Raw genomic sequence first — 24,001 nt, 5'->3', positions numbered from 1 at the left:
GATTAAACACCCCCGTCGCAGTGCGACGTACCTGCCGCGACCGCCCAATGGTGGTGGGCGCTAGGGTGGAAGCGTGACTACTCAGCGAATACTCATTCTTGGTTCCACCGGTTCAATCGGCACGCAGGCTCTGGAAGTCATTGCGGATAATCCCGATAAATTCGACGTCGTGGGAATCGCTGCGGGTGGCTCCAATCCGCAGCTCATCATCGAACAAGCCCGTAGCCTCAACCTTTCGTTTGACCACGTTGCCGTGGCCAACGAGGGCGCCGCGGCCGAGGTGTCGGCTGCTTTAGGTGGTTCGGTTTTGCGTGGCGCCGACGCTGCAGAGCATCTAGTGCGCTCGACCCCGGCCGATACGGTACTCAATGCCTTGGTGGGTTCTTTGGGGCTCAAGGCCACCTTGGCAACCTTGGAGATGGGCGAGTACCTAGCCTTGGCCAATAAGGAATCCCTCGTCGCGGGCGGCACGCTGGTTACGCAGAAGGCGCGCCCTGGCCAGATTATCCCTGTTGACTCGGAACATTCCGCCATGGCGCAGTGCCTGCGTGCCGGCGAGGAGGGGGAGCTGGATAAGCTGGTCCTTACCGCCTCTGGTGGCCCCTTCCGCGGTTGGTCGCGCGAAGAGATGTGGGATGTGACCCCTGAGCAGGCAGCGCAGCACCCTACGTGGTCCATGGGGCAGATGAATACCCTTAACTCTGCCACCCTCATTAACAAGGGCTTGGAGCTTATTGAAGCAACGCTGCTCTTCGACATCGCCCCGGAGCGCATCGACGTCACCGTGCACCCGCAGTCCATCATTCACTCCATGGCCACCTTCAAGGACGGCTGCACGATTGCTCAGGTCTCGCCGCCGTCGATGAAGCTGCCCATTTCGCTAGCGCTGAATTGGCCGCACCGCGTACCAGGTGCCCAGCCGGCCTTGAACTTTGCGCAGACGCATGATTGGCGTTTTGAGCCGCTTGATGATGCCGCCTTTCCCGCCGTTAACCTCGCCCGCCGGGCCGCGGCTGAGGGAACAGGGGTCATCTACAACGCCGCCAATGAGGAGGCAGCGGCCGCGTTCTTGTCCGGGCGCATCCATTTCCCGGAGATCGTGGACGTCGTGGGCAGGATCCTTGATTCCGCATCCGAGTTTGCTGGTGTAGTCTCTAGCCTCGATGAAATCCTCGCGGTGGAAGGCGAGGCGCGCAGGCGCGCGAATGCGCTGATTGATTCGCTGGCTGACTAGAAAGCTTTCACACCATGGCAAACTTGCTGGGCATTGTGTTTTTCGCCCTTGGCATCGGGCTTACCGTAGCGCTGCACGAAGCAGGCCATATGCTCACCGCGCGTGCCTTTGGCATGCGCGTGCGCCGTTATTTTATTGGGTTTGGGCCGCGCCTATTTTCCTTCCGGAAGGGTCACACCGAATATGGACTTGCGGCCTTCCCGGTAGGCGGGTTTTGCGATATCGCTGGCATGACTGCGCAGGATGAAATCCTCACCGAGGAAGAAGAGCCCCATGCGATGTATAAAAAGCCGTGGTGGCAGCGCATAATCGTGATGGCTGGTGGCATTGGGGTCAACCTGATTTTGGGCTTTGTCATCCTCTACTTTGTGGCGATGACGGCTGGTCTTCCCAATCCGGATGCTGATGTGCGCCCGCGTGTGGGCGAGGTGACTTGCTCGGCCAATCAGAAGCCGAACCAAGAGCTAGAAACGTGCACGGGTAAAGGCCCTGCTGGAAAGGCCGGCGTGCAGGAGGGCGATATTATTGTTGCCCTCGATGGCCAGAAGCTGGATTCTTTTACCCAGCTGCGCGATGAGGTAATGCAGCGCCCCGGTGAGACCATTACGCTGACGGTCGAGCGCGGTGGGGAAGACAGGGACTTCACAATCCACCTCGATACGGTCAAGCGGTTGAACCAAGACGGCGAGCTAGTGGATGCTGGCTCAATCGGGCTGAGCAATCAGCTTATCGATGTCGTAGAAAAGCACGACGCCGTCGACGCCTTACCGGCAACCTGGCGCTTTAGCACCTATTCGCTGGGCGCAACGGTCGATGGTCTCAAGCAATTCCCCGGCAAAATTCCGGGTGTGGTGGCCTCCATCTTCGGCCACGAACGCGAGGCCGATGGTCCGATGTCCGTCGTCGGCGCTTCTCGCGTGGGCGGCGAATTGGCGGAGCGCTCCCTGTGGTCGATGTTCTTTATGATGCTGGCCACGCTGAACTTCTTCCTCGCACTCTTTAACCTGATTCCGCTGCCGCCTTTCGACGGCGGACATATCGCAGTCATCATCTATGAAAAGCTGCGCGATGGGATCCGCAAGCTGGCAGGTAAGCCCGCTCTGGGCCCAGCCGATTACACCAAGCTGATGCCGGTGACCTATGTAATGGCCGGCCTGCTGATGGGGGTTGGTGTCATCGTCATCGTCGCCGATGTGGTCAACCCCATACAGCTATTTGGCTAGCCGCCGCAGCCCTCGCTGCGCGCACTTCAGGCATAAAGCAAGCAGTGCTAGAGTGGGGGCGTTAATCACCCACCGTATGTACTTACTGTGCTTCAACAAGGAGAATTCATGTCGACCCCCATCGGTCTAGGAATCCCAGACGGCCCACCACCAGTCCTGCACCCACGCCGCAAGACTCGTCAGCTGCAGGTGGGCCCGGTCGGTGTCGGCTCTGACTCACCAATTTCGGTGCAGTCGATGACCAATACCAAGACGCACGACATCAATGGCACACTGCAGCAGATTGCGCAGCTGACCGCTTCCGGCTGCGATATCGTGCGCGTGGCTTGCCCTAAGCCTGTCGATGCGGAAGCGCTTCCGGCCATTGCCAAGAAATCTCCCATCCCGGTGATTGCGGATATCCACTTCCAGCCTAAGTACATCTTCCAGGCCATCGATGCTGGTTGCGCCGCCATCCGCGTGAACCCGGGCAATATCCGCGAGTTTGATGGCCGCGTGAAGGAAGTTGCTAAGGCAGCCGGCGATGCCGGCATTCCAATTCGCATCGGCGTGAATGGTGGCTCCTTGGACAAGCGCTTGCTGGAAAAGTATGGCAAGGCCACCCCGGAGGCACTCGTCGAGTCCGCTATTTGGGAGGCTGGCCTCTTTGAGGAGCACGGTTATGGCGATATCGCTATTTCTGTTAAGCACTCCGATCCGGTTCTGATGGTGGAGGCCTACCGCCAGCTGGCGGAAAAGACTGATTACCCGCTGCACCTCGGCGTGACCGAGGCTGGTCCGAAGTTCATGGGCACCATCAAGTCTTCGGTTGCTTTCGGCGCACTGTTGGCAGAAGGCATTGGCGATACCATTCGCGTGTCCCTGTCCGCTCCGCCGGTAGAGGAAATCAAGGTGGGCGACCAGATTCTGCAGTCGCTCAACCTGCGCCCGCGCAAACTGGAAATCGTCTCCTGCCCGTCCTGCGGTCGCGCCCAGGTGGACGTTTACAAGCTGGCGGAGGAAGTTACTGCCGGCTTGGAGGGCATGGAGTTCCCGCTGCGCGTTGCCGTGATGGGCTGCGTTGTCAACGGTCCGGGCGAGGCCCGCGATGCGGATCTCGGCGTTGCCTCCGGCAATGGCAAGGGTCAGATCTTTGTTAAGGGCGAGGTCGTTCGCACCGTGCCCGAGGACAAGATTGTGGAAACCCTCATTGAAGAGGCCATGCGCATTGCCGATGAGCAGGGTATGGAAGCCGTGGAAGGCGCCAAGGCTGAGGTTCGCGTAACCCAGTAATTTACCCACTTTGAGCAGACTGCCCCGCACTTCGGTGTGGGGCAGTCTTTTTTGGCGCTTGCGCTGCTAGAGTGCCAAGACATGAAGAAGTTGGTCGCGCTGGTTGCAACTATCACGCTCGCCTCCACCAGCGTGGTTGCCTGTACACCGAAGCCGGTTTCTGCGGAACCGGTCGCGGAAGAATTCCTCCAGGGGATGGAATCCCGCAATAATGACGGCTTAGCCGCGCTTACCGACGCCCCCTCCGACGCCACCTCTGCCCTCGATGCCACCTATTCCGGCCTGCAGGCCGAGGGGCTCGACATTGAGCTTGAAGGCGTGGACCAAGATGAGAACCTCGCCACAGCGAACTACAAGGTCACCTGGGATCTGCCCAAGGATCGTACCTTGAGCTATGACACGCAGATGACCCTGAGCAAGACTGAGGATGAGTGGACGGTGCGGTGGAAGCCAAGCCTTATCCACCCCGACCTGGGAGCAAACCAGCACCTGGAGCTGCGCGCATTGGAAGCAAAGCGTGCCAGCGTGGTTTCTTCCAATGGGGTGGAATTGATGAGCCCGGGGCTGAACTACCGGCTGGTGGTAGATACCAGCTCGCTCGATGATGTGCGGCCCACCGCCTCAAAGATCAGCGGCGCGTTGGCAGCCGCCCATCGCCAGGATGATTCAATTGCAGAGATTGATGCCAAGGATTTGGCCAAGAAATTGGAGGATGCAGACGGTTCTTACTCCGTAACTATGTTCACGGAGGACCAAGCCAAGGCGGTGCGCCCGAAGGTGGAGGGCATGGACGGCGTGCGCCTTAATGAGGAACCAGCCCTGGTTACCCGCGACCGCGGGTTAGCCCCCGATCTTATGTCGCGCGTGCGCTCTGCGGTCCAAGACGAGGTCGATGGTCAAACTGGGTGGTCCATCTCCGTGGTCAATGAGAATGGTGCGGCGCTTTCGGACGTCGAGAAGCATGCGCCTAATGCTGCGCCGTCGATTAAGGTGGGTCTTGATTACGACGTGCAGCGCGCCGCACAAGAAGCGGTAAACGAGCGCTCGGATTCGCAAGCCATGCTTGTAGCCATCCGTCCCTCTAACGGCGATATTTTGGCCGTAGCCCAAACCGAGAAGGCCGATGAGGACGGCGACGTAGCCCTCCAAGGTCAGTACCCGCCCGGCTCTGTATTTAAAATTCTCACTGCCGCGGCGGGTGTAGAAAAGCAGGGCCTTAATACCGATTCCATCGTGCCGTGCCCGGGCACCATGGACATCTTTGGCCGCGTGGTGACCAACTATAATGCCTTCGCCCTAGGCAGCGTTCCGCTCAGCCAAGCCTTCGCGCAGTCCTGCAACACCACCTTTGCGGATATTTCCACTAAGCTCAAGCCCGGTGAATTGAAGGACATGGGTAAGAAGTTCGGCTTCGGCGTGGAATACGATATTCCGGGCCTGACTACCATTACTGGTTCTATCCCGGAGGGAAAAGAACCACTAGAGCGCACGGAAGCCGGCTATGGACAGGGCTACGATTTGGCTAGCCCCTTCGGAATGGCGCTTGTTTCTGCAACGGTTGCTAATGGCAAGACGCCTACACCGACGCTTATCGAGGGGCACAAAACCACAGCCTCCGATAAGCCGCAGCGGATTCCCAAGCACGTGCTGGACAATGTCCGCGCCATGATGCGCCAAGTGGTCACCAGCGGTACTGCCCGCAGCATGGCAGCGGGTGGCACGATTTACGGCAAGACCGGTGAGGCCGAGATTAACGAGGGCTCGCACGCCTGGTTTACCGGTTACCGGGAGGAAGACGATATCGCCTTTGCCACCCTCGTGGTTTTGGGCGGCGGTTCCGATGCTTCGGTCAATATCACCAGCAATTTCTTGCAGAAGGTCGATGCCTACCGCTCCGGTCCGCACGAGGGTGCGGCTCCGCCGGCCGAAGGGTAGACCCAGAGCTGGAGCTACGGCCCTAGCTTATGACCCCGGCTGCTGCATTATGGGCGCAGAGGACTACCATGGGAAACCATGAGTAATCGAGGAAAGCTAAAGCCAGGCAAGCCCACTCCGATCCTCACCGTGCCAGAGAGCATTGAGCGACCGGAGTACGTGTGGAAGGACGAGGTACAAGAGGGCATTGGTGAGCCCTACGTCCAGTCCCCAGAGGTTATTGAGAAGATGCGTGAGGCCTGCAAGATTGCAGCCAACGCCCTCAAGGAGGCTGGAAAGGCCGTGCAGCCGGGCGTAACCACTGATTACGTGGACCGCGTGGCGCACGAGTACATGTGCGACCACGGCGCTTACCCGTCTACGCTAGGCTACCGCGGCTTCCCTAAGTCCAGCTGCGTCTCCCTCAATGAGATTGTTTGCCACGGCATCCCGGATACCACCGTGATTGAGGACGGCGACATCGTCAATATCGATATCACCGCTTATAAGAATGGAGTCCACGGCGATAATAACGCCACCTTCCTTGCCGGCAATGTCTCCGAGGAACACCGCCTGCTGGTAGAGCGCACCAAGGAGGCCACCATGCGCGGCATCAAGGCCGCAAAGCCTGGCCGCGAGATTAATGTCATCGGCCGCGTTATTGAGTCTTACGCCAAGCGTTTTGGCTACAACGTCGTGCGCGATTTCACCGGCCATGGCGTCGGCCCGACCTTCCATAACGGCCTTGTTGTCCTGCACCATGACTCGACCGTCTACCGCGACATCCTTGAGCCTGGCATGACCCTGACTGTTGAGCCGATGATTAATCTTGGCTCCCTGGATTACGAGATCTGGGATGATGACTGGACCGTGCAAAACACCGACGGCAAGTTCACCGCCCAGTTTGAGCACACCCTCGTCATTACCGAGGATGGCAACGAAATCCTCACCATTCCCGACGAGGACTAAAGCTTTTTAACAAAGGCCGCCTCCACACGACCCAATGCAGGGAAGTGGGGGCGGCCTTTGTGCATGCTTGCTGACGTCCCGCGCAAGGCATCAGCACTCAGCACGTAGCTGCGCATAGCAAAGGGGCCCCGTTCTTAAAACGAGGCCCCTGCAAGCCCTAGCTATCTAGAGCCAATCTGCGGCTAATAATTAGCGGCGGAAGATTGGGTCCAAGATGTGCTGCGGGACGATGCCGTTGTAAACAGCGTAGTTGTAAGCGCCGATGATTGCGCCGACAATGGAGGTGATGCCCAGTGCGGTAGCACCCTTCTTCCAGTTGGAAGCCCACTCCGGGATGTTTTCGGAGGTCTCCTTGCCGAACATGTCCTCGCCGGTGACCTGGTTGTCTGGAGTTACGACCGGCTTGCCGTCCTCGCCCGGAGTCCATGCGCCCCACTCCTTGCCCAGCTGGGTCAGGGAGCTGGAGGAAGAGGATGAGGTGGTGTTCTCGTTGGTGGTGGAGGACTCTGCAGAAGCAACGGCGGTGCCGCCGAAAGCTACGGTGACAGCGGTAGCAGCAGCAACGGCTGCGGTGCGGAAGTTACGCATTGTGAAAATTACCTTTCGGAAGTTTTGATTGAGCCGAGTGGCTGTTGCTTAGAAGGAAGGGCCGTGTACGAAGAAGTTGTAAACAGGGCCGATGATGCCACCGAGCAGGGCACCAACGCCTGCTAGAACGGTAGCACCGTAGAAGACCTTTGCCCATGCTGGCTGGCCGGAGAAGTCCTTGGAAGAACCGAAGATGCCAACGCCGTTAGCTGCCTGGTCGCCCTCGAGCTTGTGGCCAATCTTGGAGGACAGGGAAGGGGTGTAGTCCTCCGGAGTCTGATCGTCGTCGCCGCCCTTTGCGGTCTTGGACGGGTTCTGTGGCTGTACCTCGATCTCGGTGCCGTTCTGGTTGACGGTGTCGGCAGCGGAAGCGACGGTGGTGCCGCCGAAAGCAACGGCGAGAGCGGTTGCGCCAGCGATAGCTGCATTGCGGATACGCATATCAAAATTCCTTAAAAGTCGTACTTGCAAGGCTTCCACACTGGGAAACCAAAGTGTTATTGAATGTACAGGGAACATCCAGAAACACGCGGTAGCCGTGTTCGTATCGGCTCTAGCCGGTGTCCCCAGTGAATCTAGTAAAACTCTTGTCCTTTTGCACGTCAAGGGCCGGAATTTCATCCATTAAATTAATGTGTGCCCCTAAATGGTGGTGAATTCCCTGCAGGTGCGAATGGGACTTCCTTGGCGTGAAATGGGAATATGCACTGAAAGCTGGGAAGATACTGGGCATATGTGAGAAAGATCACGTAACAATTTACTTTTACCACTCCAGTCCCAAAAGGGCATTTTCCACTACTTCTGGCAGTGCGGGATGGATCCAATATTGGTTGCGGGTGAACTCCCGCATGTCCAACTTGTAGGCCATCGCGGTAATCAATTGCTGGATCACGGTAGAAGCCTGTGGACCCATGAGGTGCGCGCCGAGAAGCTGTCCAGTGGAGCGGTCTGCTACCAGCTTGCAGATGCCTGTGTGATCTTCCATAGCCCAGCCGTAGGCAACGTCGCCAAAGTTCTGGACCTTGACGGTGACGTCGAAGCCCTTCTGTCGTGCCTGCTTCTCAGTTAGGCCCACTGTGGCGATTTGTGGGTGGGTAAAGATGGCGGCGGGGACATTGTCGTGGGGCAGTGGGCGGAGATCTTCTGGGTGGAGCAGATTGTGCTGCACGGCGCGGGTCTCCGCATTGGCTACGTGCTTGAGCATATATGGAGAAGAGACATCGCCAAGCGCCCAAACGCCCTCTGCAGTGGTGCGGCCGAACTCATCGGTTTTTAGTCGGCCGTCGGAAAGCATCTCAATGCCTGCCTTATCTACATCCATCTGATCGCCATTTGGGGTGCGTCCAGTGGCAACCAGAATGGCCTCTGCCTCAATAGAGGTGCCATCATCTAGCTCCAACCGCACGCCCGTGTCAGTTTCCTCGAGCTCGGTGCCATTCGCTATGCGCACGTCGAAGCGATCGCGAGCAATCTGGTTGAAGCGGCTGGACAGGTCATCATCCAAGTGGCGAAGCAAGGTCTTGGAGCGATTGACCACGGTCACCTTGGTGCCGAGGCCGTCAAAGACATGGGCAAACTCCATGGCGATATAGCCACCGCCTACTACAATGAGGCTTTCTGGCTGGTGGTCCATGCGCATGATGTCTTCATTGGTGTAGTACTTCACGCCCGAGTTGGCATAGACCTCCGGAATCACCGGGCGGGAGCCGGCGGCAATGACGATCTGGTCGCCGCTGATGACATGTTCGCCGGTCTGAATGGTCTTCGGACCGACAAAACGTGCGTGCTCGTCGTACACGGTGATATTCGGGGTTTCTTCACCGCGGCGATACTGCTCGCCGCCCTTGGCAATTTGGTCAATGCGGTTGGTAAAGACTCGGTCCACGATGGAGCCCCAATTCATGCTAGTGACCTGAGCATCGAGGCCCAGCCGGCCGGCCTCGCGCGCCGCTAGGGCAATATCGGCGGCATAGACATACATCTTGGTGGGAATGCAGCCTACGTTGAGGCAGGTGCCGCCGAAGGTGCCTTTTTCAATGATGGCGATTTTCTGGTCATCAAAATCCGGGCTAGGGATGGAGTTTCCGGAGCCGGTGCCGATGATAATGAGGTCGAAATGTTCCTCGGCAGCGGGCGTGTGGGACTGGCGTGAAGTAGTCACGTTTATTCCTTTTATATAGGGGCTAAATTACTGAGTGGATTGTGGAGTATCGAGGACGGTGGGCAGCCACTTGTCACAGGTGTCAAAAGCTTCTTGGAGCGGGTCCGGAAGCGATAGGAACACATCGTGTCGAGCGCCCTTGATGGGATGCAAGGTGTAGTGGGCACTGAGTTCTTTTGCCCAGCGCCGCGTTTGCGCAACGTCGATGATGACATCTGCGTGGTTCACGCTGTCGGAGTACGGCTGACCCAATAGGGTTCGGGTGGACTGCAGCGTCAAGATGGGGACGCCGGCATCAACGCGGCCGCTGTGGATAGCATCAAAGCCATGGAACACCGCGGCTATCCAGCCGACATATTTTTTATGGCCGGCCAATGGCTTAAAGCGAAGATCAAAATCCCAGTCGCCGTAGAAATCCTTGTGTACGGACTCGCCATAGGCGGTGAGGTTGCCACCGGGCAGGGGAGTCATGGGGGCCTTGCGGCCCAGCGCATAGAGCAACGGCTTGAGGGGAGTGAGAATCTGGCCGGGCACGCCCATCATGTCGAGCCATGGACTATTAAGGATGAGGCCCGCTAAGCGCTGGTGGCGTTCTCGGTCGGTTCGGCGCAGATGATCCATCCACAGCGGGGCGATCAAGCCACCGGTGGAGTGGGCGATGAAGACGACCTCATCATTGGGGATGGCATCAAGTGCGGCGGTGAGGTCAGCGAAATAGAACGCCAAATCCGATACATAGTGCCACGACTGGCCCGAGCGGCGCGAGCGGCCGCACTTGCGCAGATCGATGGCATAAAAGTCATAACCCTCGGCGGCAAAGTGCTCCGCTACGTGGGTGTGGAAGAAATAATCGGTCATGCCGTGTAGCCACACCAGCGCCGGGCGTGACGGGGCAGCTGACTCACGTGCAGTACCACCCGCGTGCTCCGGCGCGTAGTGCACCAGCGTGGTGACTACGTCGCCCTCGCCATCGGGGTCGGTACCCAAGTCAATGGTGGCAGCTTCATAGTCAGGGCCAAGTTTGTCTGGGCCCCATACCGGGGAGTGTGTAACCATGCCTCGATTCTAGGTGCAATGAAGAACTTATGGTGCTGCCGGTGGGGTGTAAATACTGGGGGCGGAAATTCCCACATTTTCGCCACTGGTCTGGGGGAGAAATCCCAAATTGGATGAGAAAAGCGTAGAGTAAGGCCTTAATGCGTGACGCACTACCATGTTGTCATAGTGCAACGATGGTGGCGCGGGGCGCTAAGCGCTAAAAATCAAGGCGTAGACCGCGCCGATGGATATCTATTTTCAATTCGAAGAGGTAATAACACAGTGTCCTCCGCTAAGAAGACAGCACAGGTTGTAGACGAGGTCGATGTAGCACTTATCGGTGCTGGCATCATGAGCGCCACCCTGGGTGCTATGCTCCGCGAGTTGGAGCCCAGCTGGACTCAGATGGTCTTTGAGCGCCTCGATGGCCCCGCATTGGAGTCCTCCTCCCCGTGGAATAACGCCGGTACTGGCCACTCCGCGCTGTGCGAGCTGAACTACACCCCGGAGAAGAATGGCCGTATTGATATCTCCAAGGCTCTGGGCATCAACGAGAAGTTCCAGAAGTCTCGCCAGTTCTGGTCCCACCAGCTCAACAACGGTATTCTCACCGACCCGAGCGAATTCATTAACCCGGTTCCGCACGTGTCCTTCGCACAGGGCGAAATCCAGGTAGATTACCTCAAGCGCCGCTATGATGTGCTGAGCGAGAAGCACATGTTCCCGGGCATGCAGTTCTCCGCAGACGATTCCGACTTTGCTGAGAAGCTGCCGCTGATGGCGAAGGGCCGTGACTTCTCCAATAAGGTGGCCATTTCCTGGACCGACGCTGGTACTGACGTCAACTTTGGCGCGCTGACCAAGCAGTTCCTGACCGCAGCTAAGGCCTCCGGCACCGAGATCCGCTACGGACATGAAGTCATCGACATCAAGCGTGATGGCTCCGCGTGGAAGGTGTACTCAAAGAACAAGCACACCGGTGACATCACTGTAGTTAAGGCAAAGTTCGTCTTCGTTGGTGCCGGCGGTTACGCCCTGGACCTGCTGCGCAAGGCAAAGGTGAAGGAAGTTGCCGGTTACGCAGGCTTCCCAGTATCCGGTCTGTGGCTGCGTTCCAAGAACCCTGAACTTATTGAGCAGCATCAGGCAAAGGTCTACGGCAAGGCCGCTGTGGGCGCCCCGCCAATGTCCGTGCCGCACCTGGATACCCGAGTTATCGACGGCGAGAAGGGCCTGCTTTTCGGTCCCTACGGTGGTTGGAGCCCGAAGTTCCTAAAGAAGGGCACCTACCTGGACCTGTTCAAGTCCATCCGTCCAGACAACATCACCTCTTACCTCGGCGTTGCCGTGCAGGAGTTCGGCCTGACCAAGTACCTGGTGGATGAGGTGCGCAAGAGTTTCTCGGACCGTGTGGAAGCCCTGCGCGAGTACGTACCGGAAGCAAAGGAAAGCGACTGGGAGACTGTTATCGCTGGCCAGCGCGTCCAGGTGATTAAGCCTGCTGGTGCTCCGCAGTTCGGCTCCCTCGAGTTTGGCACCACCTTGGTGAATAACCAGGAGGGCAATATCGCCGGCCTGCTCGGCGCTTCCCCGGGGGCATCCATTGCCCCGGCCGTCATGCTGGAGCTGCTGGAGCGTTGCTTCGGCGAGCACATGATTGATTGGGCAGACAAGATCCGCGAGATGGTTCCGTCTTATGGCATCAAGCTGAGCAACGATGAGAAGCTGTACGACGAGATGTGGGAGTACACCCAGAAGACCCTGAAGCTGGACCGCTAAGAGCTAGCTTTCCTCGCTACACACCCCGCACCGCCACGTTTGCGGTGCGGGGTTCCGTGTCTACTAAGCAGGTAAAGGCAGCCCTAGGTGCCACAGTAGGTGAGGTAGCCCTGGAGCCCATTAGGATCCGGCGATTCGAACGTTGGGTTGGGCTCCCACGGGTGGGTGACCGCGTGGAGAAGCTCCTGATACGGGCCCAACTCCCCGCGTTCGGCAGCATCCAGCGCGGATTCTACGGCGAGGTTGCGCGGGATAACCCGCGGCACGGCCCTATCAACACGGGAAGGATCAGGAGAGGACGCAAGGTAGTCGTCCAAGAAGTCTCCCTCAGCAAAGAGCTCGCGGGCGTGGATGGGGTGGCCCGCGGCGGCGTCGGCAAGAGCGCGGTGAGCCTGCGTGATATCTGGGCCGTTGAGCTGCATGGCAGCCGCATAAGAAGAAGCGACTTCTTGAGAGGTATCCAAAGCCTTTGCTAAATCTGCCCTGTGCTGGTCCTCAAAGCGCTCGGTAAAGCCGTTGATGGATTCTTGGGCGAAGTCCATGGCCTTATTCATGTCTATATCAAAAAGCGGCAGGAGGGATTCCGCCAAGCGGGCCAGGTTCCATCCCAGGATGGAAGGTTGATTGCCAAAGGCATAACGGCCTTGCCTATCGATGCTGGAAAAGGCCGTCGCGGGCGAATAGGCCTCCATGAAGGCGCAGGGGCCATAGTCAATGGTTTCGCCAGAGATGGTGGTGTTATCCGTATTCATCACGCCGTGGATAAAGCCCAAGCGCATCCACTGGGACACGGTGCGGATCTGCGCATCCATCACCTGGGTGAAAAATTCCTGGTAGTCCGCGCCAGGGTAGTGGCGCGCAATGGCATAGTCGGCCAACTGCCGGGTGTAATCCGTCTGCGCGGCTAGGTGAAAGGTGCCGACGCGGATATGGCTGGCTGCCACGCGTACCACAATGCCGGCCGGTTGCACGTGCCCGCGCTGAATGGGCCGTCCGGTGGAGATGACTGCCAGCGCCCGGGTGGTGGGAACACCCAAGGCATGCATAGCCTCAGAGACTAGGTACTCGCGCAGCATGGAAGACAGCGTTCCGCGGCCATCGGACCCGAGGCGGGAAAAGGGAGTAAGTCCAGTTCCTTTGGCATGGAGATCCCATAGCCGCCCGTCCTTATCCACCTCGCCCAAAAGCATGGCCCGGCCGTCTCCCATCTGCGGGTTAAACGCACCGAATTGGAAGCCGGAATAGGCCATGGCGTGGCCGCCCGCGCGGCCGGTAAGGAAATCCATGCCCTCGGAGGAGCGCAGCCAGTCCGGGTCAAAGCCCAACTGCCTGGCCAGTTCCTCGTTGAGGATTACCATCTCTGGGTTCGGCTGCTCCTCACCCTCGGTGGGGCGAACCAAGTGGGGAAGCTTCTGGGCAAAATCGTGGTGTAGCTGCATTTAAACCTCCAGTGTTCCGCGCACGCGAATCTGGGCGCGGCCGCCTACCCAAATATCCGTGCCGTCATCGTTGATAAATACTTCGCCCGCCCGGCCTATTTGGCTGCCTTGTGTTGCGGTATAGCGCGCCGGCACCAAGTTGCGCGAGCGCATAAACTGCGCGGCGCCGCCATTGAAAGAACCGGTGACTGGGTCTTCGAATTGCGTGGTAAAGGCCCGCACCTCATAGGCCGGCTCGCCCCCTGCGGCGTTGGGATTAAGGCCCACAACGCCGACCTTGGGGCGCTCGCCCTGGGGCTTAACCGTACGCACCGCCTCGGCATCGCGTAATTGGAGCAGGCGCCAGCCCGGGCCATTGTCCACCCAGCCATGGTCCACAATATCCGCGCTATCTAGCCCCAGCCCACCGCAGGCCTCCTTCAGATCCGCCGGGCTTAGCGGTTCTTCGCGGCGCAGCGGCGGGGTAGCAAAGGACAAGACATCGCCCTCTTCGCGGACGGTCATCAACCCCGCGCCGCACTCCTGGACGAGACGTCCCTCCGTCCGCGGCTTGTTGCCCAGCGCCCGCCACGCGGCAGCGCTGCCCAAGGTTGGATGGCCAGCAAAATCAAACTCTTCATAGGGGGTGAAAATGCGCACGCGGTAGTCGGCACGGGCGTCGCTGGGCTCTAACAGGAAAGTGGTCTCAGAAAAGTTGGTCCAGTTTGCGATTGCTTGCATCTGCTCGGTACTTAGGCCATCGGCGCCCGCAACCACCGCCAAGGCATTGCCGTTAAAGGCACCCGTGGCAAAAACATCAACCTCAAAGAACTCGTGCTGCATGCCCGCCAGTCTAGTCAGCCCCAGGGATGAGGACTATGGGCTAGAGCCTGCGCTAGCCTAGAAAGCCATGAAGAAGCTATGGCCGGATGCGGTTCGTGCCTGGGTAGGCCCACCGTGGAGAATTATCATTCCACTGTTTTTCTGGTTTTCTTCCGCTCCTTATGCTTCCGATGTAATGGACAGGCATTCCTTCTTTCAAAAGGGCGTCTTAGTTCTTTACGCCACGGTTCTTCCATTGGCGTTGTGGCTGCATCCTAAATTGAAGGAAAAGGCGATAGGCGCAATCGCTATTGTTTTTACCCTGTGTCTTTTTACCCCTTTGGCCGCGTTGGGTAATGTCCATGCATTCCCCTTGGCGTATTGCGTTTTTCTCATTGGAGCGCATTCCCCGAAACGCTTGCGCCGTGTATGGATTGTCTGGATAGGCGTAGGCACCCTTTTTTCGGTGTGGGCGCAGCACTTTGGCAATCTGATCTTTAGTGATATTGATTTTGGGCTCGAGGGGGCACAGATTGATCCCCTAGTGTCCTTAGCCTCCGTCGTTATCATCGCGTGGCCGGTTATGGGCTTTTTCTTCTTGCTTGGCACCAATGACCGCAAAAAGCGTGAGGACCAGCAGCTGCTGGTTGAACGTGCGGAGATGGCTGGCGCGGTAGAGCGCAACCGCATTGCTCGCGAGATGCATGACATTGTGGCGCATAATTTAGCGGGCGTTATTGCCCTTGCCGACGGCGCCCGGTTCGCCGCCGCCAAAAATCCCGCAGCGGCCACAGAAGCCTTGGAAACCATCGCCTCTACCTCCCGCGATTCCCTCAAACAGATGCGCGGATTGCTCTCCGTGCTGCGAGATGGTGATTCCCGCGCCGATACCAAGGCGCCTGGTGCAAGCGATATTGCAGGACTTATTTCGGAAGCGCGCCGGACCGGTTTCGATATCACCGTGCACGGGCTGGAGGATCTGCCGACCGAAAGTGACGAGCTATACCAGTTCACCGTCTACCGCGTGGTGCAAGAACTTTTGACCAATATGATCAAGCATTCGCGTGATAAAAGGGGAGTACTGCGCTTTCGCTCTACTGGAAACGGCCTAGTATTGAGTGCCGAAAATCCGGCCGCACGCATGCCGGATAATCACAAGCCCGGCTACGGACTTATTGGAATGAGCGAACGTGTCAAGGCCTATGGCGGCAGCGTTGCTACCCGCACCGAGGATGGACACTTCTTTATTACCGTGGAGGTACCCAATGACTAACCCTGAGCAGCCAACAGGCGCGCCCGCTGGCCCCATCCGTATCGGCCTAGTCGATGATCAGCCCCTCGTGCGCGCCGGGTTCGCCATGCTCCTTGGCTCCCAAGAAGATTTGGACGTTGCCTGGCAGGCATCCGATGGCGATGAAGTCCTCGACCTTGCCCGCGCGCAACCTGCTGATATTGTGCTCATGGATGTCCAGATGGCCCGCGTCAATGGCATCGCCGCCACAGAAAGGCTGCTGCCGGAATTCCCGGACACCCAGGTCATTATGTTAACCACCTTCGATGACCAGAATTTTGTCCACGGAGCAATTTCCGCTGGGGCCTCCGGATTCCTGCTCAAAGACGTTGAACCGGAGGAACTCCTCGCCGCTATTCGTACCGTACATTCCGGCGAGGCGGTGCTTTCGCCGCGCATTACCGCCCAGGTGCTGCAGCAACTGCGCAACGAGCAGTCTGCAGCACAGCCCGATTCACATGCCACCCCCGTTGCGGCAGCAGCTACCGTCCCTCCGGCCGAAGAACTCACACCACGCGAGCTGGACGTCCTTAAGCTGATGGCACTGGGGTATTCGAATACCGAAATCGCGGAGTGCGAGTTCGTCTCCATGGCCACGGTCAAGACCCACGTGCGCCATATTCTTACTAAGACCAGCTCGCGCGACCGTGTGCATGCTGTGCTCTACGCCCTTACTCATGGCGTGGTTTCGGTGGAGGAGCTGCTGTCTCATCCCTAGGTATGACCTGCTAAATCACTCCCGAGGATGGTTACTTCGTGCTGGTCAGGCGGCACGATGGAAACCATGCTCAAAGTTTCACACCTTTCCAAGAATTTCCGTTCCTTTAAAGCAGTAGATGACCTCTCCTTTGAGGTCCCAGACGGCCAAGTCACCGGCTTCCTCGGACCGAATGGTTCTGGCAAATCCACCACCATGCGCATGTGCGTGGGCCTAGAGAATCCGACTTCCGGCACCGCGACCTTTGATGGCACGCCTTTCCGTGAACTGTCCAATCCTGCTACCACGGTGGGCACCTTGTTGGACGCCAACTGGTTCCACTCGGGCCGCAGCGCCCGTGCTCACCTGGGCTACATGGCCGCGTTGCAGGGCGTGTCTATGAACCACGTGGATGACACCCTGGACCGCGTCGGCCTTACCCAGGTAGCCACCAAGCGCGTGGGCGGCTATTCGTTAGGCATGAAGCAGCGCCTGGGCCTTGCTTGTGCGCTCATCGGCGAGCCGAAGCACTTGCTTCTTGACGAACCCGTCAACGGCCTCGACCCCGAAGGCGTGCACTGGATGCGTGCCCGTATCCGCGAATTCGCCGAGGCCGGCTGCTCCGTGCTGGTTTCCTCCCACCTGCTTTCGGAAATGCAGCTCACCGCAGATCGCCTCGTGGTCATCGGCAAGGGCAAGTTGCTGGGCGAGGGCACCGTGGAGGAGTTCGTCAACGGCACGGGAGGCGCAAGCCTCGAAGTGATTGTGGACCGGCCCGATGAACTCCTGCGGCTGTTGCACGGCACCGATGCGGAGACCTCCTTTGACGGTGAGGTCCTGCGCGTGCGCGGTCTCGAAGGCTCCGACATCGGCCGCATCTGTCTGGATAACCGCATTCTCATCTCCAGCTTGGAACGCAAGCAGCCCTCCCTGGAAGAGGCCTACCTCGGCGCCACCGCCGACCACGTGGCCTACCGCTCTGCATAGTTTTTCACCTGCACACTACGCTCCATCTGCAAAGGATAGATTCACATGAACGCTCTGATTTCTGAATCCCGGAAACTATTTTCGCTCCGCTCTACTTGGATATACCTCGCCGTAGTTTCAGCTGGCATGGCTGCCGGCGCTGTTTTGTTGGCTTGGGCGAATGACTTCAATGGTACGGTCGACGGCAAGTTCGAGGCTGTCGATGTGTCCATTTCCGGTTCACTCGCCATTGTCGTGATGGTGTTTGCTGCCGCCATGATGGTAGGCGGCGACCAAAGTAATGGAACAGTTTCATGGTCATACCTCTCATCAAATCGCCGCGTAGGTATAGTGCTGAGCCAATTTTTCATCATCACCTTTTCGCTACTACTCGCGGCCACACTGGGCATGGTGGTAGCCACGCTGTTGATTACTGCCTTCGGAGGTGATTTCAATTTTGACAGCTTCATGCATTGGCCGGATAACAATGGGTTCATCCTTGGCTATGTTGAGTGGACTGTCTTTATCCTGTTAGCTACCAGCTTGGCCTACCTTTTGCGCAGTGGTGCATTCGCAGCGATGATTCTCGTGGCAGAGTATTTCGTCATTGAAACCGCCCTCGATGCCGTTAGCGCTCCTTGGGCTAAGGCTATCCTCCGCGTGCTGCCTGATGCCAACGCTTGGGGGCTAGTAATGGGCGTCAACCGCAGTGGTGATGAGCAATCTCGAGCTGTCGCCGCTGTCGTTCTAATCGTGATGATCGTGCTCACCGTTGGTGGGTCCTGTGCGGTGGCGCGTCGTCGCTCTGTTGCGAAATAGCTACTAGGCGTTACTATCCTAGTGAGCATGAGTGATGCACTTTTTGCCCGCATAGAACCCATCCAGACCATGCGGGATGGGACGGTTAAGCAGGTCAACCCGTTCTCCGGGACCGAGGTGTGGACCGTGCCGGGCCGGGGCAACCGCCCCTTGTCCACACCGGTGGCTAACCCGCAGCCCTTGCACGAAGAAGACTTCACCCATCGCTGCGCCTTTTGCTCAGGTCGCATAACTGATACCCCGCCGGAAAAGGCCCGCATCCTGCCTTCCGGCGGGATTGTGCGTGGATTGCCCTTGAGCGAGTACGGTCACACCGTGCCGGCTTTTCGCCGCATCCCCAATCTGTTTGAAATTGTCTCCTATGACTACTGGCGCGCTAACTACGGCTTCGACATGGATGCTGAGACCCGACAGCGCATGGACAATTACCTTGCCGATCCTGCTGGCCGGGAACATGTGCTCAATATCGTGCGCACGAAGCGAAAGGCAGCGCACCTGCCTGAGGCAAGCGAAGAGGAACTTATAGAACAGGCGGCGGGCTTCTTCGCAGGAGGCCACGATGTCATCGTGGCCGGCCGCCATTTTGAGCGCGGTGCACAGGATGATTCGCACGTGGTATCTTCTGGCACCCTAAGCACCGAAGAGCACCTGCTTTTTATGCAGCTGACTATCGATGCCATGCGGGACCTCTACGAGCGCAACCGCTACGCTCCCTATGTGGTGGCCTTCCAAAACTGGCTGCAGCCAGCCGGCGCCTCCTTTGAGCACTTGCACAAGCAACTCGTTGCCATCGATGACCGCGGCATGGCCTCCCACCGAGAGGTACAGATGCTGCGCAGCAATATGAACATGTACAACGAGTGGGCGGTGGACTATGCCGCTAGCCGCAACCTCATCGTCGCGGAAAATGACCATGCCGTTCTCTTCGCCGGCTTTGGGCACCGCTATCCCACCTTGGAGGTCTACTCCAAGTCCGCGACCTGTGAGCCGTGGCGGCAGTCAGAAGAGGAAATCCGCGCCATGAGCGACCTTGTTCACGCCGCCCACGCCGCAGTAGGCCGCGAGGTGCCCTGCAATGAGGAGTGGCACCACAAGCCTGCCGACGTCGACGTCGCTCAGCCATGGCGCATCCTCATCAAGCTCCGCATTTCCACCCTTGCCGGATTCGAAGGCGGTACCAAAATTTACCTCAACACCATCTCGCCTTGGGATCTGCGCGATAGGGTAGTAAGCCAGCTTTATCCCCTGCGCGAGTCCGGGCATGTTGCCCGTTCGGTCCGCGTGGCTACGGAATGTTCGGTACAGCGCAACAGCCTGCTGTATAACCCACAGCTGCGCTAGGCAAGCTGTGCTGAGTAGTTTGCGGTGGGCTTAGCGCTTGACGACGAGCGTGAGCTCACTCGACCCAGGCCCCGGCTCCTCAACTGTCATACCCGCGGCGCGCGCAATGGCGGCAACGTCGGCGGCGCAATAGGCGTCAGCAGGCGAGAGCGCTAACTCGCGGGCTAAAAGGCCCTTGTAGTGCTTATTGAAGTGGCTGACCACCTTGCGCGATCCATCGTCCTGCACGCTTTCCACCCGTACCGTTACCGCATCCTTTACGCGGCCGAGCTGCTGGTAGGTGCCCGAGCGCAGATCCACAAGAAGCTCGTCTACCCCCTCGAGCGCCTGCGTGATCTGTGTGCCCCAGCGTGACTTCATGGTGCGGCCGCCAAGCTTCGAGCCTCCCGAAAGTCGGTAATGCGGAATGGGGTCGCTGGCGCGGAGGATGCCAAAGAGGGCGTCACCAATAGCAAGGCGATCCCACGTGGGCAGGGAAGGGGCATCCAAGGCATCAAAAAGCACGCCGGTATAGCGCAACACGGCTGGCATGGTGGGGGTGGTGAAAAGCCCCTGGTTGGATTCGGCCTCACCGCGTAGCTTTTCCGAAAGCTTGAGTACCTCCATGGCCTCGTCTACCGGAAGAGACTGCAGTTCAGCGGCAATTTCTTGCCGGGTGGCATGCAATTGCGGAAAGGACAGCTGGCTGAAGTCAAGGGGCTGTCCCGTACCGCCATGAGCTTTAGTTTCTGAAGGAGGGAGGATAATGAGCATATATACAGGGTAGCGGGGTATATTTTTGTGCATGATTACCCGCCTTTCTGAACTATTTCTCCGTACCCTCCGTGAGGACCCCGCCGATGCCGAGGTCCCTAGCCACAAGCTGCTCGTACGCGCCGGTTATGTACGCCGCGTCGCGCCGGGCGTTTATACCTGGCTGCCGTTAGGGCTGCGCACCCTGCGCAAGATTGAAGATGTAGTCCGTCAGGAAATGGACGCCATTGGCGGCCAGGAAATGCTATTTCCTGCCCTGCTGCCGCGCGAGCCTTATGAAAAGACCAACCGCTGGGTGGAATACGGCGATAACCTCTTCCGCCTGAAGGACCGCAAGAACGCAGATATGCTGCTTGGACCTACCCACGAGGAAATGTTTGCCAGTGCGGTCAAGGATATGTATTCCTCCTATAAGGATTTTCCGGTCACGCTGTACCAGATTCAGACCAAGTACCGCGATGAGGAGCGCCCTCGCGCTGGTGTGCTGCGTGGCCGCGAATTCACGATGAAGGATTCCTACTCCTTCGACATGACCGATGAGGGCTTGGACGAGTCCTACGGCCGCCACCGCAAGGCGTATCAGAATATCTTCAACCGCCTAGAGATTGACTACGCCATCTGTAAGGCCACCTCTGGTGCCATGGGAGGCTCCGCCTCCGAGGAATTCCTCGCCGTCTCTGAAGTGGGCGAGGATACTTTTGTGCGCTCCACCGAGGGGGACTACGCAGCCAACGTCGAGGCCGTGGTGACCCCAGCACCGGCGGAGAAGGATATTGAGGGCCAGCCAGAGGCACAGGAGTATGACACCCCGGGAGCAGAGACCATTGAGAAGCTGGTCGAATGGGCCCAGGGCGCAGGAATTACTGTCGACGGCCGCGAGGCCACCGCTGCAGATACCCTCAAGTGCATGATGGTCAAGCTCTACCACCCGACCGCGGAGAGCGAAGAGCGCGAGTCGGAGTTGGCGGCCGTTCTCATCCCTGGCGATCGCGAGCTGGATGAAAAGCGCCTTGAGGCCGCACTCGAGCCGGTGGAGTTTGAGTTGGCCGGGGACAAGGACTTTGCTGACAATGCCTTCTTGGTCAAGGGGTATGTTGGCCCGCGCGCCTTGAACGCCAATGGCATTAAGGTCTTGGCCGATCCGCGCGTGGTCAAGGGTACGGCGTGGATTACCGGCGCCGATGCGAGTGATCGCCACGTGGTTGACTGTGTGGCCGGCCGCGATTTCACCGTGGATGAGTTCATTGAGGCCGCAGAGGTTAAAGAAGGCGACCTGGCTCCTGATAACCAAGGCACCCTGACCTTGGAGCGCGGCATTGAGCTCGGCCATATCTTCCAGCTGGGCCGCAAATACACCGAGGCCTTTGACGTGCAAATCTTGGATGAAAACGGCAAGCGTGCCGTTCCTACCATGGGGTCCTATGGCATTGGCATCACCCGCATGTTGGCCGTACTGGCTGAGCAGCGCCACGATGACAAGGGCCTCAATTGGCCGGTTGCCGTCGCGCCTTACCAAGTGCACGTGGCCGTGGCTAACAAAGACGCCGCCGCCATGGAGGCCGGCGACAAGCTGGTAGAGGAGCTATCTGCCAAGGGGCTCGAGGTGCTCTTCGATGACCGCCCAAAGGTTTCCCCAGGTGTGAAGTTCAAGGATGCAGAGCTCCTTGGCATGCCCTTCGTGGCCATCTTGGGCCGTGCCTTCAAGGAAGGGAAAATCGAGTTGCGCATCCGCGGTGGTGAGACCCTCGAGGTTCCAGCCGAGGACATCGTGGACAAGATCCTCGAGCTCGTGCGTGGTTAAATAAGACCAACCTCTGCGCGGCGGGGTACCGTGGAAGGCATGAACTTTCAAAAGAATGGGCTTTCCACCGTGCTTTCAGCAATGGGCGTACTGCACTTTGTGAAGGCGAAGACTTTCGAATCCATTGTTCCGCCGCAACTGCCAGGCCCTGCGCGCTTCTATAACTTTGCTTCGGGCCTGTGGGAGATTGCCACCGGTGCTTTGCTTCGCCGCCGCGCCACCCGCGGCTTCGGCGGTGCTTCCGCACTCGCACTCTTTGCTGCGGTGTGGCCGGCTAATATGTACCACGCTTGGATTGAGCGTAAGGCAGGGTGGCCAAAGAAGATCTACCACATCATCCGCCAGCCGCTACAAGTGCTGTTGATGATGTATGCCTGGAACATCGCCAAGCACGAGGCCTAAAGTCACCATGGCTGCATGCTAGCCATCTAGATGAAGCACAAAAAGCCGGCCTCCTCCCCATTCCGCGAAACCCCGCGGAGTAAGGGAGGAGGCCGGCTTCGTGTTAAATGCCGAGGCTAGAATCTAGCCGGCGACGGGGGCGCCGCAGTTGGGCCAGGCACCAGCACCCTGGGTGGCTAGGACGCTTTCGGCCACGGCAATCTGCTGCTCGCGGGTTGCCTGGTCAGCGGTTGCGGCGTACTGGGTGCCGCCATTGGCGGCCCAGGTCTGCGGGTTGAACTGCAGGCCGCCCTGGTAACCATTTCCGGTATTGATGTGCCAATCACCGCCGGACTCGCAGGCGGCTACCTGGTCCCAGGCGCTAGCCGGTGCGGCGGTAGCGGCAGGCGCGGCCAAGCCAGCAAGGCCGAGAGCTGCGGCGGAAACGGTCAACATGGTCTTCTTAGAACGCATTGAGAGGAAACTCCTTCTCTTTGTGTCTGTCTAGCTTGCGGAATCTCCTGCAAGCTCATGGTGACCCAACCTACGCACGCTAGAGGAACCGAGGCAATGCATGGCGTCGTAGAGGTAGCTGTCATTTCGCTGGCCCATTGCCAGGGGATGGACAGGTGGGGCTGGTTGGGGCGGCTGTGGTCTAGTGCATACCGTGGGACTCCGCCGCGATGCCAATGAGCCAAGTAACCCATTCCTGATCCGGGGACTCTTCTTGCGCTGCACCCGTAGCGGCAGCGGACCACTTGCGGCCGTCGTGTTCGGCAAGGCCATCGATAAAGGCCAGGGCGGAAGCGGAATCGTGGGGCAGTTCTTGCTCTCCGGAGGCATAAGCCGGCTCCGGCTGCGGCGTGTTGCCGTAGCGGGCTAGTGCGTCCTGGAGGGCGTCGATGCGGCGATGATGAACGGCTAGGCGATGATCCACCTTTTCCTCGTGTTCGGGGCCAACGTAGGCGCGGGCGAAATCTAGGCCGTATACCTGCTCATACTCCCAACTCAAGAGATTAGCAGCGCTCTTTTGCTCCGGTTGGGAAAGCTCGGGAATATCGGGGGCATCGCCAGGCAGCCAAGCATTGAGCGCGATGGCCTGCTCGGTAACTAGGGTGCGCGATTCGACGGTGACTTCATCGGCCGCCTCTGTTGTTGCGGAGGCGGCATTTTCCATAATTTCGCCAGAGTCTGCGGCGTGATTGGCCTCGGTAGGACGCTCTACCTCGCAGGAGCGTGGAGGATTGCCAGCATCATCCGTGCCACATAGCCGTGTAATTTCGGCATAAAGGGCGTCCGCCTGGGAGTTGCGCAGCCCTGCGGCATGGTCATCGACGCCTCTGAGGGATAAGGCGTCGGTGGCGGCGGCGTCGGCAAGCGCCAGTAGCCTGCTTTCTGGCCGCGGGCCAAAATAGTCGACGACGGAATCAACCGCTTGGCACCCAGCCAAGGCGGGCAGGGCGGCGGTTGTGGCTACGAGGGTTAAAGCTATTCGTCGGCGGTTCACGCAAAAGACTGTACCCCGTAGCACGTA

The 24,001-nt window shown here is 58.8% G+C and carries 22 protein-coding genes; 13 read left to right on the top strand and 9 right to left on the bottom strand.

Annotated features, from left to right (window positions below):
- Positions 1-73 precede the first annotated feature (73 nt).
- From dxr to map, 5 genes are all read left to right on the top strand, one after another.
- Positions 74-1,234: a 1-deoxy-D-xylulose-5-phosphate reductoisomerase gene (gene dxr / locus RAE04_RS00850; RefSeq protein WP_317026103.1), complete on the top strand. Its 1,161-nt coding sequence runs from the start codon at positions 74-76 to the stop codon at positions 1,232-1,234.
- A gap of 14 nt (positions 1,235-1,248) precedes the next feature.
- A complete protein-coding gene (locus RAE04_RS00845) occupies positions 1,249-2,457 on the top strand; it encodes a M50 family metallopeptidase (RefSeq protein ID WP_317026102.1) in 1,209 nt (402 codons plus the stop codon).
- A 108-nt stretch (positions 2,458-2,565) separates the two neighbouring features.
- A complete protein-coding gene (gene ispG, locus RAE04_RS00840; RefSeq protein ID WP_269953086.1) occupies positions 2,566-3,729 on the top strand; it encodes a flavodoxin-dependent (E)-4-hydroxy-3-methylbut-2-enyl-diphosphate synthase in 1,164 nt (387 codons plus the stop codon).
- 81 nt (positions 3,730-3,810) lie between these two features.
- Positions 3,811-5,664 carry a penicillin-binding transpeptidase domain-containing protein gene (locus RAE04_RS00835; protein WP_317026101.1) on the top strand — a complete coding sequence of 618 codons (1,854 nt, stop codon included), beginning with the start codon at positions 3,811-3,813 and terminating at the stop codon, positions 5,662-5,664.
- A gap of 78 nt (positions 5,665-5,742) precedes the next feature.
- On the top strand, positions 5,743-6,612 hold the full coding sequence (gene map / locus RAE04_RS00830) for a type I methionyl aminopeptidase (RefSeq protein WP_049377466.1): 870 nt from the start codon (positions 5,743-5,745) through the stop codon (positions 6,610-6,612).
- Between the two features lie 189 nt (positions 6,613-6,801).
- On the opposite strand, the gene RAE04_RS00825 is transcribed toward map, so the two are convergent.
- The 4 genes from RAE04_RS00825 to RAE04_RS00810 form a co-directional block, all read right to left on the bottom strand.
- Positions 6,802-7,200, bottom strand: coding sequence for a hypothetical protein (locus RAE04_RS00825; protein ID WP_317026100.1), 399 nt, complete (start codon positions 7,198-7,200; stop codon positions 6,802-6,804).
- A gap of 48 nt (positions 7,201-7,248) precedes the next feature.
- Positions 7,249-7,641, bottom strand: coding sequence for a hypothetical protein (locus RAE04_RS00820; RefSeq protein ID WP_317026099.1), 393 nt, complete (start codon positions 7,639-7,641; stop codon positions 7,249-7,251).
- A 322-nt stretch (positions 7,642-7,963) separates the two neighbouring features.
- Positions 7,964-9,361: a mycothione reductase gene (gene mtr / locus RAE04_RS00815; RefSeq protein WP_317026098.1), complete on the bottom strand. Its 1,398-nt coding sequence runs from the start codon at positions 9,359-9,361 to the stop codon at positions 7,964-7,966.
- A 27-nt stretch (positions 9,362-9,388) separates the two neighbouring features.
- Complete coding sequence (locus RAE04_RS00810) at positions 9,389-10,417, bottom strand: alpha/beta hydrolase (RefSeq protein WP_317026097.1); 1,029 nt, start codon at positions 10,415-10,417, stop codon at positions 9,389-9,391.
- A 264-nt stretch (positions 10,418-10,681) separates the two neighbouring features.
- Between RAE04_RS00810 and mqo the strand changes: the two genes are divergently transcribed.
- Positions 10,682-12,178 (top strand): malate dehydrogenase (quinone), encoded by a 1,497-nt coding sequence (gene mqo, locus RAE04_RS00805; protein ID WP_317026096.1) that lies wholly within the window; start codon positions 10,682-10,684, stop codon positions 12,176-12,178.
- Between the two features lie 83 nt (positions 12,179-12,261).
- On the opposite strand, the gene RAE04_RS00800 is transcribed toward mqo, so the two are convergent.
- Positions 12,262-13,617 (bottom strand): protein adenylyltransferase SelO, encoded by a 1,356-nt coding sequence (locus tag RAE04_RS00800; protein WP_317026095.1) that lies wholly within the window; start codon positions 13,615-13,617, stop codon positions 12,262-12,264.
- A complete protein-coding gene (locus tag RAE04_RS00795; protein ID WP_317026094.1) occupies positions 13,618-14,439 on the bottom strand; it encodes a PhzF family phenazine biosynthesis protein in 822 nt (273 codons plus the stop codon).
- 67 nt (positions 14,440-14,506) lie between these two features.
- Here RAE04_RS00795 and RAE04_RS00790 point away from each other — a divergent pair, with 67 nt between their 5' ends.
- From RAE04_RS00790 to RAE04_RS00770, 5 genes are all read left to right on the top strand, one after another.
- Positions 14,507-15,691, top strand: coding sequence for a sensor histidine kinase (locus tag RAE04_RS00790; protein ID WP_317026093.1), 1,185 nt, complete (start codon positions 14,507-14,509; stop codon positions 15,689-15,691).
- The gene (locus RAE04_RS00785) at positions 15,684-16,427 is read left to right on the top strand and encodes a response regulator transcription factor (RefSeq protein ID WP_317026092.1); all 744 of its coding nucleotides are present in this window, start codon (positions 15,684-15,686) and stop codon (positions 16,425-16,427) included. The genes RAE04_RS00790 and RAE04_RS00785 overlap by 8 nt, the downstream gene beginning before the upstream one ends.
- 66 nt (positions 16,428-16,493) lie before the next feature.
- Positions 16,494-17,393: an ATP-binding cassette domain-containing protein gene (locus RAE04_RS00780; protein WP_317026091.1), complete on the top strand. Its 900-nt coding sequence runs from the start codon at positions 16,494-16,496 to the stop codon at positions 17,391-17,393.
- Between the two features lie 45 nt (positions 17,394-17,438).
- Positions 17,439-18,191, top strand: coding sequence for an ABC transporter permease (locus RAE04_RS00775; protein ID WP_317026090.1), 753 nt, complete (start codon positions 17,439-17,441; stop codon positions 18,189-18,191).
- Positions 18,192-18,218: 27 nt separating this feature from the next.
- Positions 18,219-19,532, top strand: coding sequence for a DUF4921 family protein (locus RAE04_RS00770; protein ID WP_317026089.1), 1,314 nt, complete (start codon positions 18,219-18,221; stop codon positions 19,530-19,532).
- Between the two features lie 30 nt (positions 19,533-19,562).
- Here RAE04_RS00770 and yaaA read toward each other — a convergent pair whose 3' ends face one another.
- Entirely contained in the window at positions 19,563-20,285 is a 723-nt protein-coding gene (gene yaaA / locus RAE04_RS00765; RefSeq protein ID WP_317026088.1) for a peroxide stress protein YaaA, read from the bottom strand.
- Between the two features lie 31 nt (positions 20,286-20,316).
- Between yaaA and RAE04_RS00760 the strand changes: the two genes are divergently transcribed.
- Positions 20,317-22,086 carry a proline--tRNA ligase gene (locus tag RAE04_RS00760; protein WP_317026087.1) on the top strand — a complete coding sequence of 590 codons (1,770 nt, stop codon included), beginning with the start codon at positions 20,317-20,319 and terminating at the stop codon, positions 22,084-22,086.
- Between the two features lie 39 nt (positions 22,087-22,125).
- The gene (locus tag RAE04_RS00755; RefSeq protein WP_284836258.1) at positions 22,126-22,488 is read left to right on the top strand and encodes a hypothetical protein; all 363 of its coding nucleotides are present in this window, start codon (positions 22,126-22,128) and stop codon (positions 22,486-22,488) included.
- A gap of 123 nt (positions 22,489-22,611) precedes the next feature.
- On the opposite strand, the gene RAE04_RS00750 is transcribed toward RAE04_RS00755, so the two are convergent.
- Complete coding sequence (locus tag RAE04_RS00750; RefSeq protein WP_317026086.1) at positions 22,612-22,941, bottom strand: transglycosylase family protein; 330 nt, start codon at positions 22,939-22,941, stop codon at positions 22,612-22,614.
- A gap of 181 nt (positions 22,942-23,122) precedes the next feature.
- The gene (locus RAE04_RS00745) at positions 23,123-23,974 is read right to left on the bottom strand and encodes a DUF4439 domain-containing protein (protein WP_317026085.1); all 852 of its coding nucleotides are present in this window, start codon (positions 23,972-23,974) and stop codon (positions 23,123-23,125) included.
- Between the last annotated feature and the right edge of the window lie 27 nt (positions 23,975-24,001).

The organism is Corynebacterium sp. CTNIH16 (assembly GCF_032821655.1).
GTDB lineage: Bacteria > Actinomycetota > Actinomycetes > Mycobacteriales > Mycobacteriaceae > Corynebacterium > Corynebacterium marquesiae.
Note: the sequence above shows the minus strand (reverse complement) of the source record. Positions and strands in the feature narration are given on the sequence as shown.

Excerpts from the sequence above, each read along its gene's own strand:
- RAE04_RS00845 (WP_317026102.1), top strand. The coding sequence starts at position 1,249 with ATGGCAAACTTGCTGGGCATTGTGTTTTTCGCCCTTGGCATCGGGCTT.
- ispG (WP_269953086.1), top strand. The coding sequence starts at position 2,566 with ATGTCGACCCCCATCGGTCTAGGAATCCCAGACGGCCCACCACCAGTC.
- RAE04_RS00835 (WP_317026101.1), top strand. The coding sequence starts at position 3,811 with ATGAAGAAGTTGGTCGCGCTGGTTGCAACTATCACGCTCGCCTCCACC.
- map (WP_049377466.1), top strand. The coding sequence starts at position 5,743 with ATGAGTAATCGAGGAAAGCTAAAGCCAGGCAAGCCCACTCCGATCCTC.
- RAE04_RS00825 (WP_317026100.1), bottom strand. The coding sequence starts at position 7,200 with ATGCGTAACTTCCGCACCGCAGCCGTTGCTGCTGCTACCGCTGTCACC.
- RAE04_RS00820 (WP_317026099.1), bottom strand. The coding sequence starts at position 7,641 with ATGCGTATCCGCAATGCAGCTATCGCTGGCGCAACCGCTCTCGCCGTT.
- RAE04_RS00810 (WP_317026097.1), bottom strand. The coding sequence starts at position 10,417 with ATGGTTACACACTCCCCGGTATGGGGCCCAGACAAACTTGGCCCTGAC.
- RAE04_RS00800 (WP_317026095.1), bottom strand. The coding sequence starts at position 13,617 with ATGCAGCTACACCACGATTTTGCCCAGAAGCTTCCCCACTTGGTTCGC.
- RAE04_RS00795 (WP_317026094.1), bottom strand. The coding sequence starts at position 14,439 with ATGCAGCACGAGTTCTTTGAGGTTGATGTTTTTGCCACGGGTGCCTTT.
- RAE04_RS00790 (WP_317026093.1), top strand. The coding sequence starts at position 14,507 with ATGAAGAAGCTATGGCCGGATGCGGTTCGTGCCTGGGTAGGCCCACCG.
- RAE04_RS00785 (WP_317026092.1), top strand. The coding sequence starts at position 15,684 with ATGACTAACCCTGAGCAGCCAACAGGCGCGCCCGCTGGCCCCATCCGT.
- RAE04_RS00780 (WP_317026091.1), top strand. The coding sequence starts at position 16,494 with ATGCTCAAAGTTTCACACCTTTCCAAGAATTTCCGTTCCTTTAAAGCA.
- RAE04_RS00775 (WP_317026090.1), top strand. The coding sequence starts at position 17,439 with ATGAACGCTCTGATTTCTGAATCCCGGAAACTATTTTCGCTCCGCTCT.
- RAE04_RS00770 (WP_317026089.1), top strand. The coding sequence starts at position 18,219 with ATGAGTGATGCACTTTTTGCCCGCATAGAACCCATCCAGACCATGCGG.
- yaaA (WP_317026088.1), bottom strand. The coding sequence starts at position 20,285 with ATGCTCATTATCCTCCCTCCTTCAGAAACTAAAGCTCATGGCGGTACG.
- RAE04_RS00760 (WP_317026087.1), top strand. The coding sequence starts at position 20,317 with ATGATTACCCGCCTTTCTGAACTATTTCTCCGTACCCTCCGTGAGGAC.
- RAE04_RS00755 (WP_284836258.1), top strand. The coding sequence starts at position 22,126 with ATGAACTTTCAAAAGAATGGGCTTTCCACCGTGCTTTCAGCAATGGGC.
- RAE04_RS00750 (WP_317026086.1), bottom strand. The coding sequence starts at position 22,941 with ATGCGTTCTAAGAAGACCATGTTGACCGTTTCCGCCGCAGCTCTCGGC.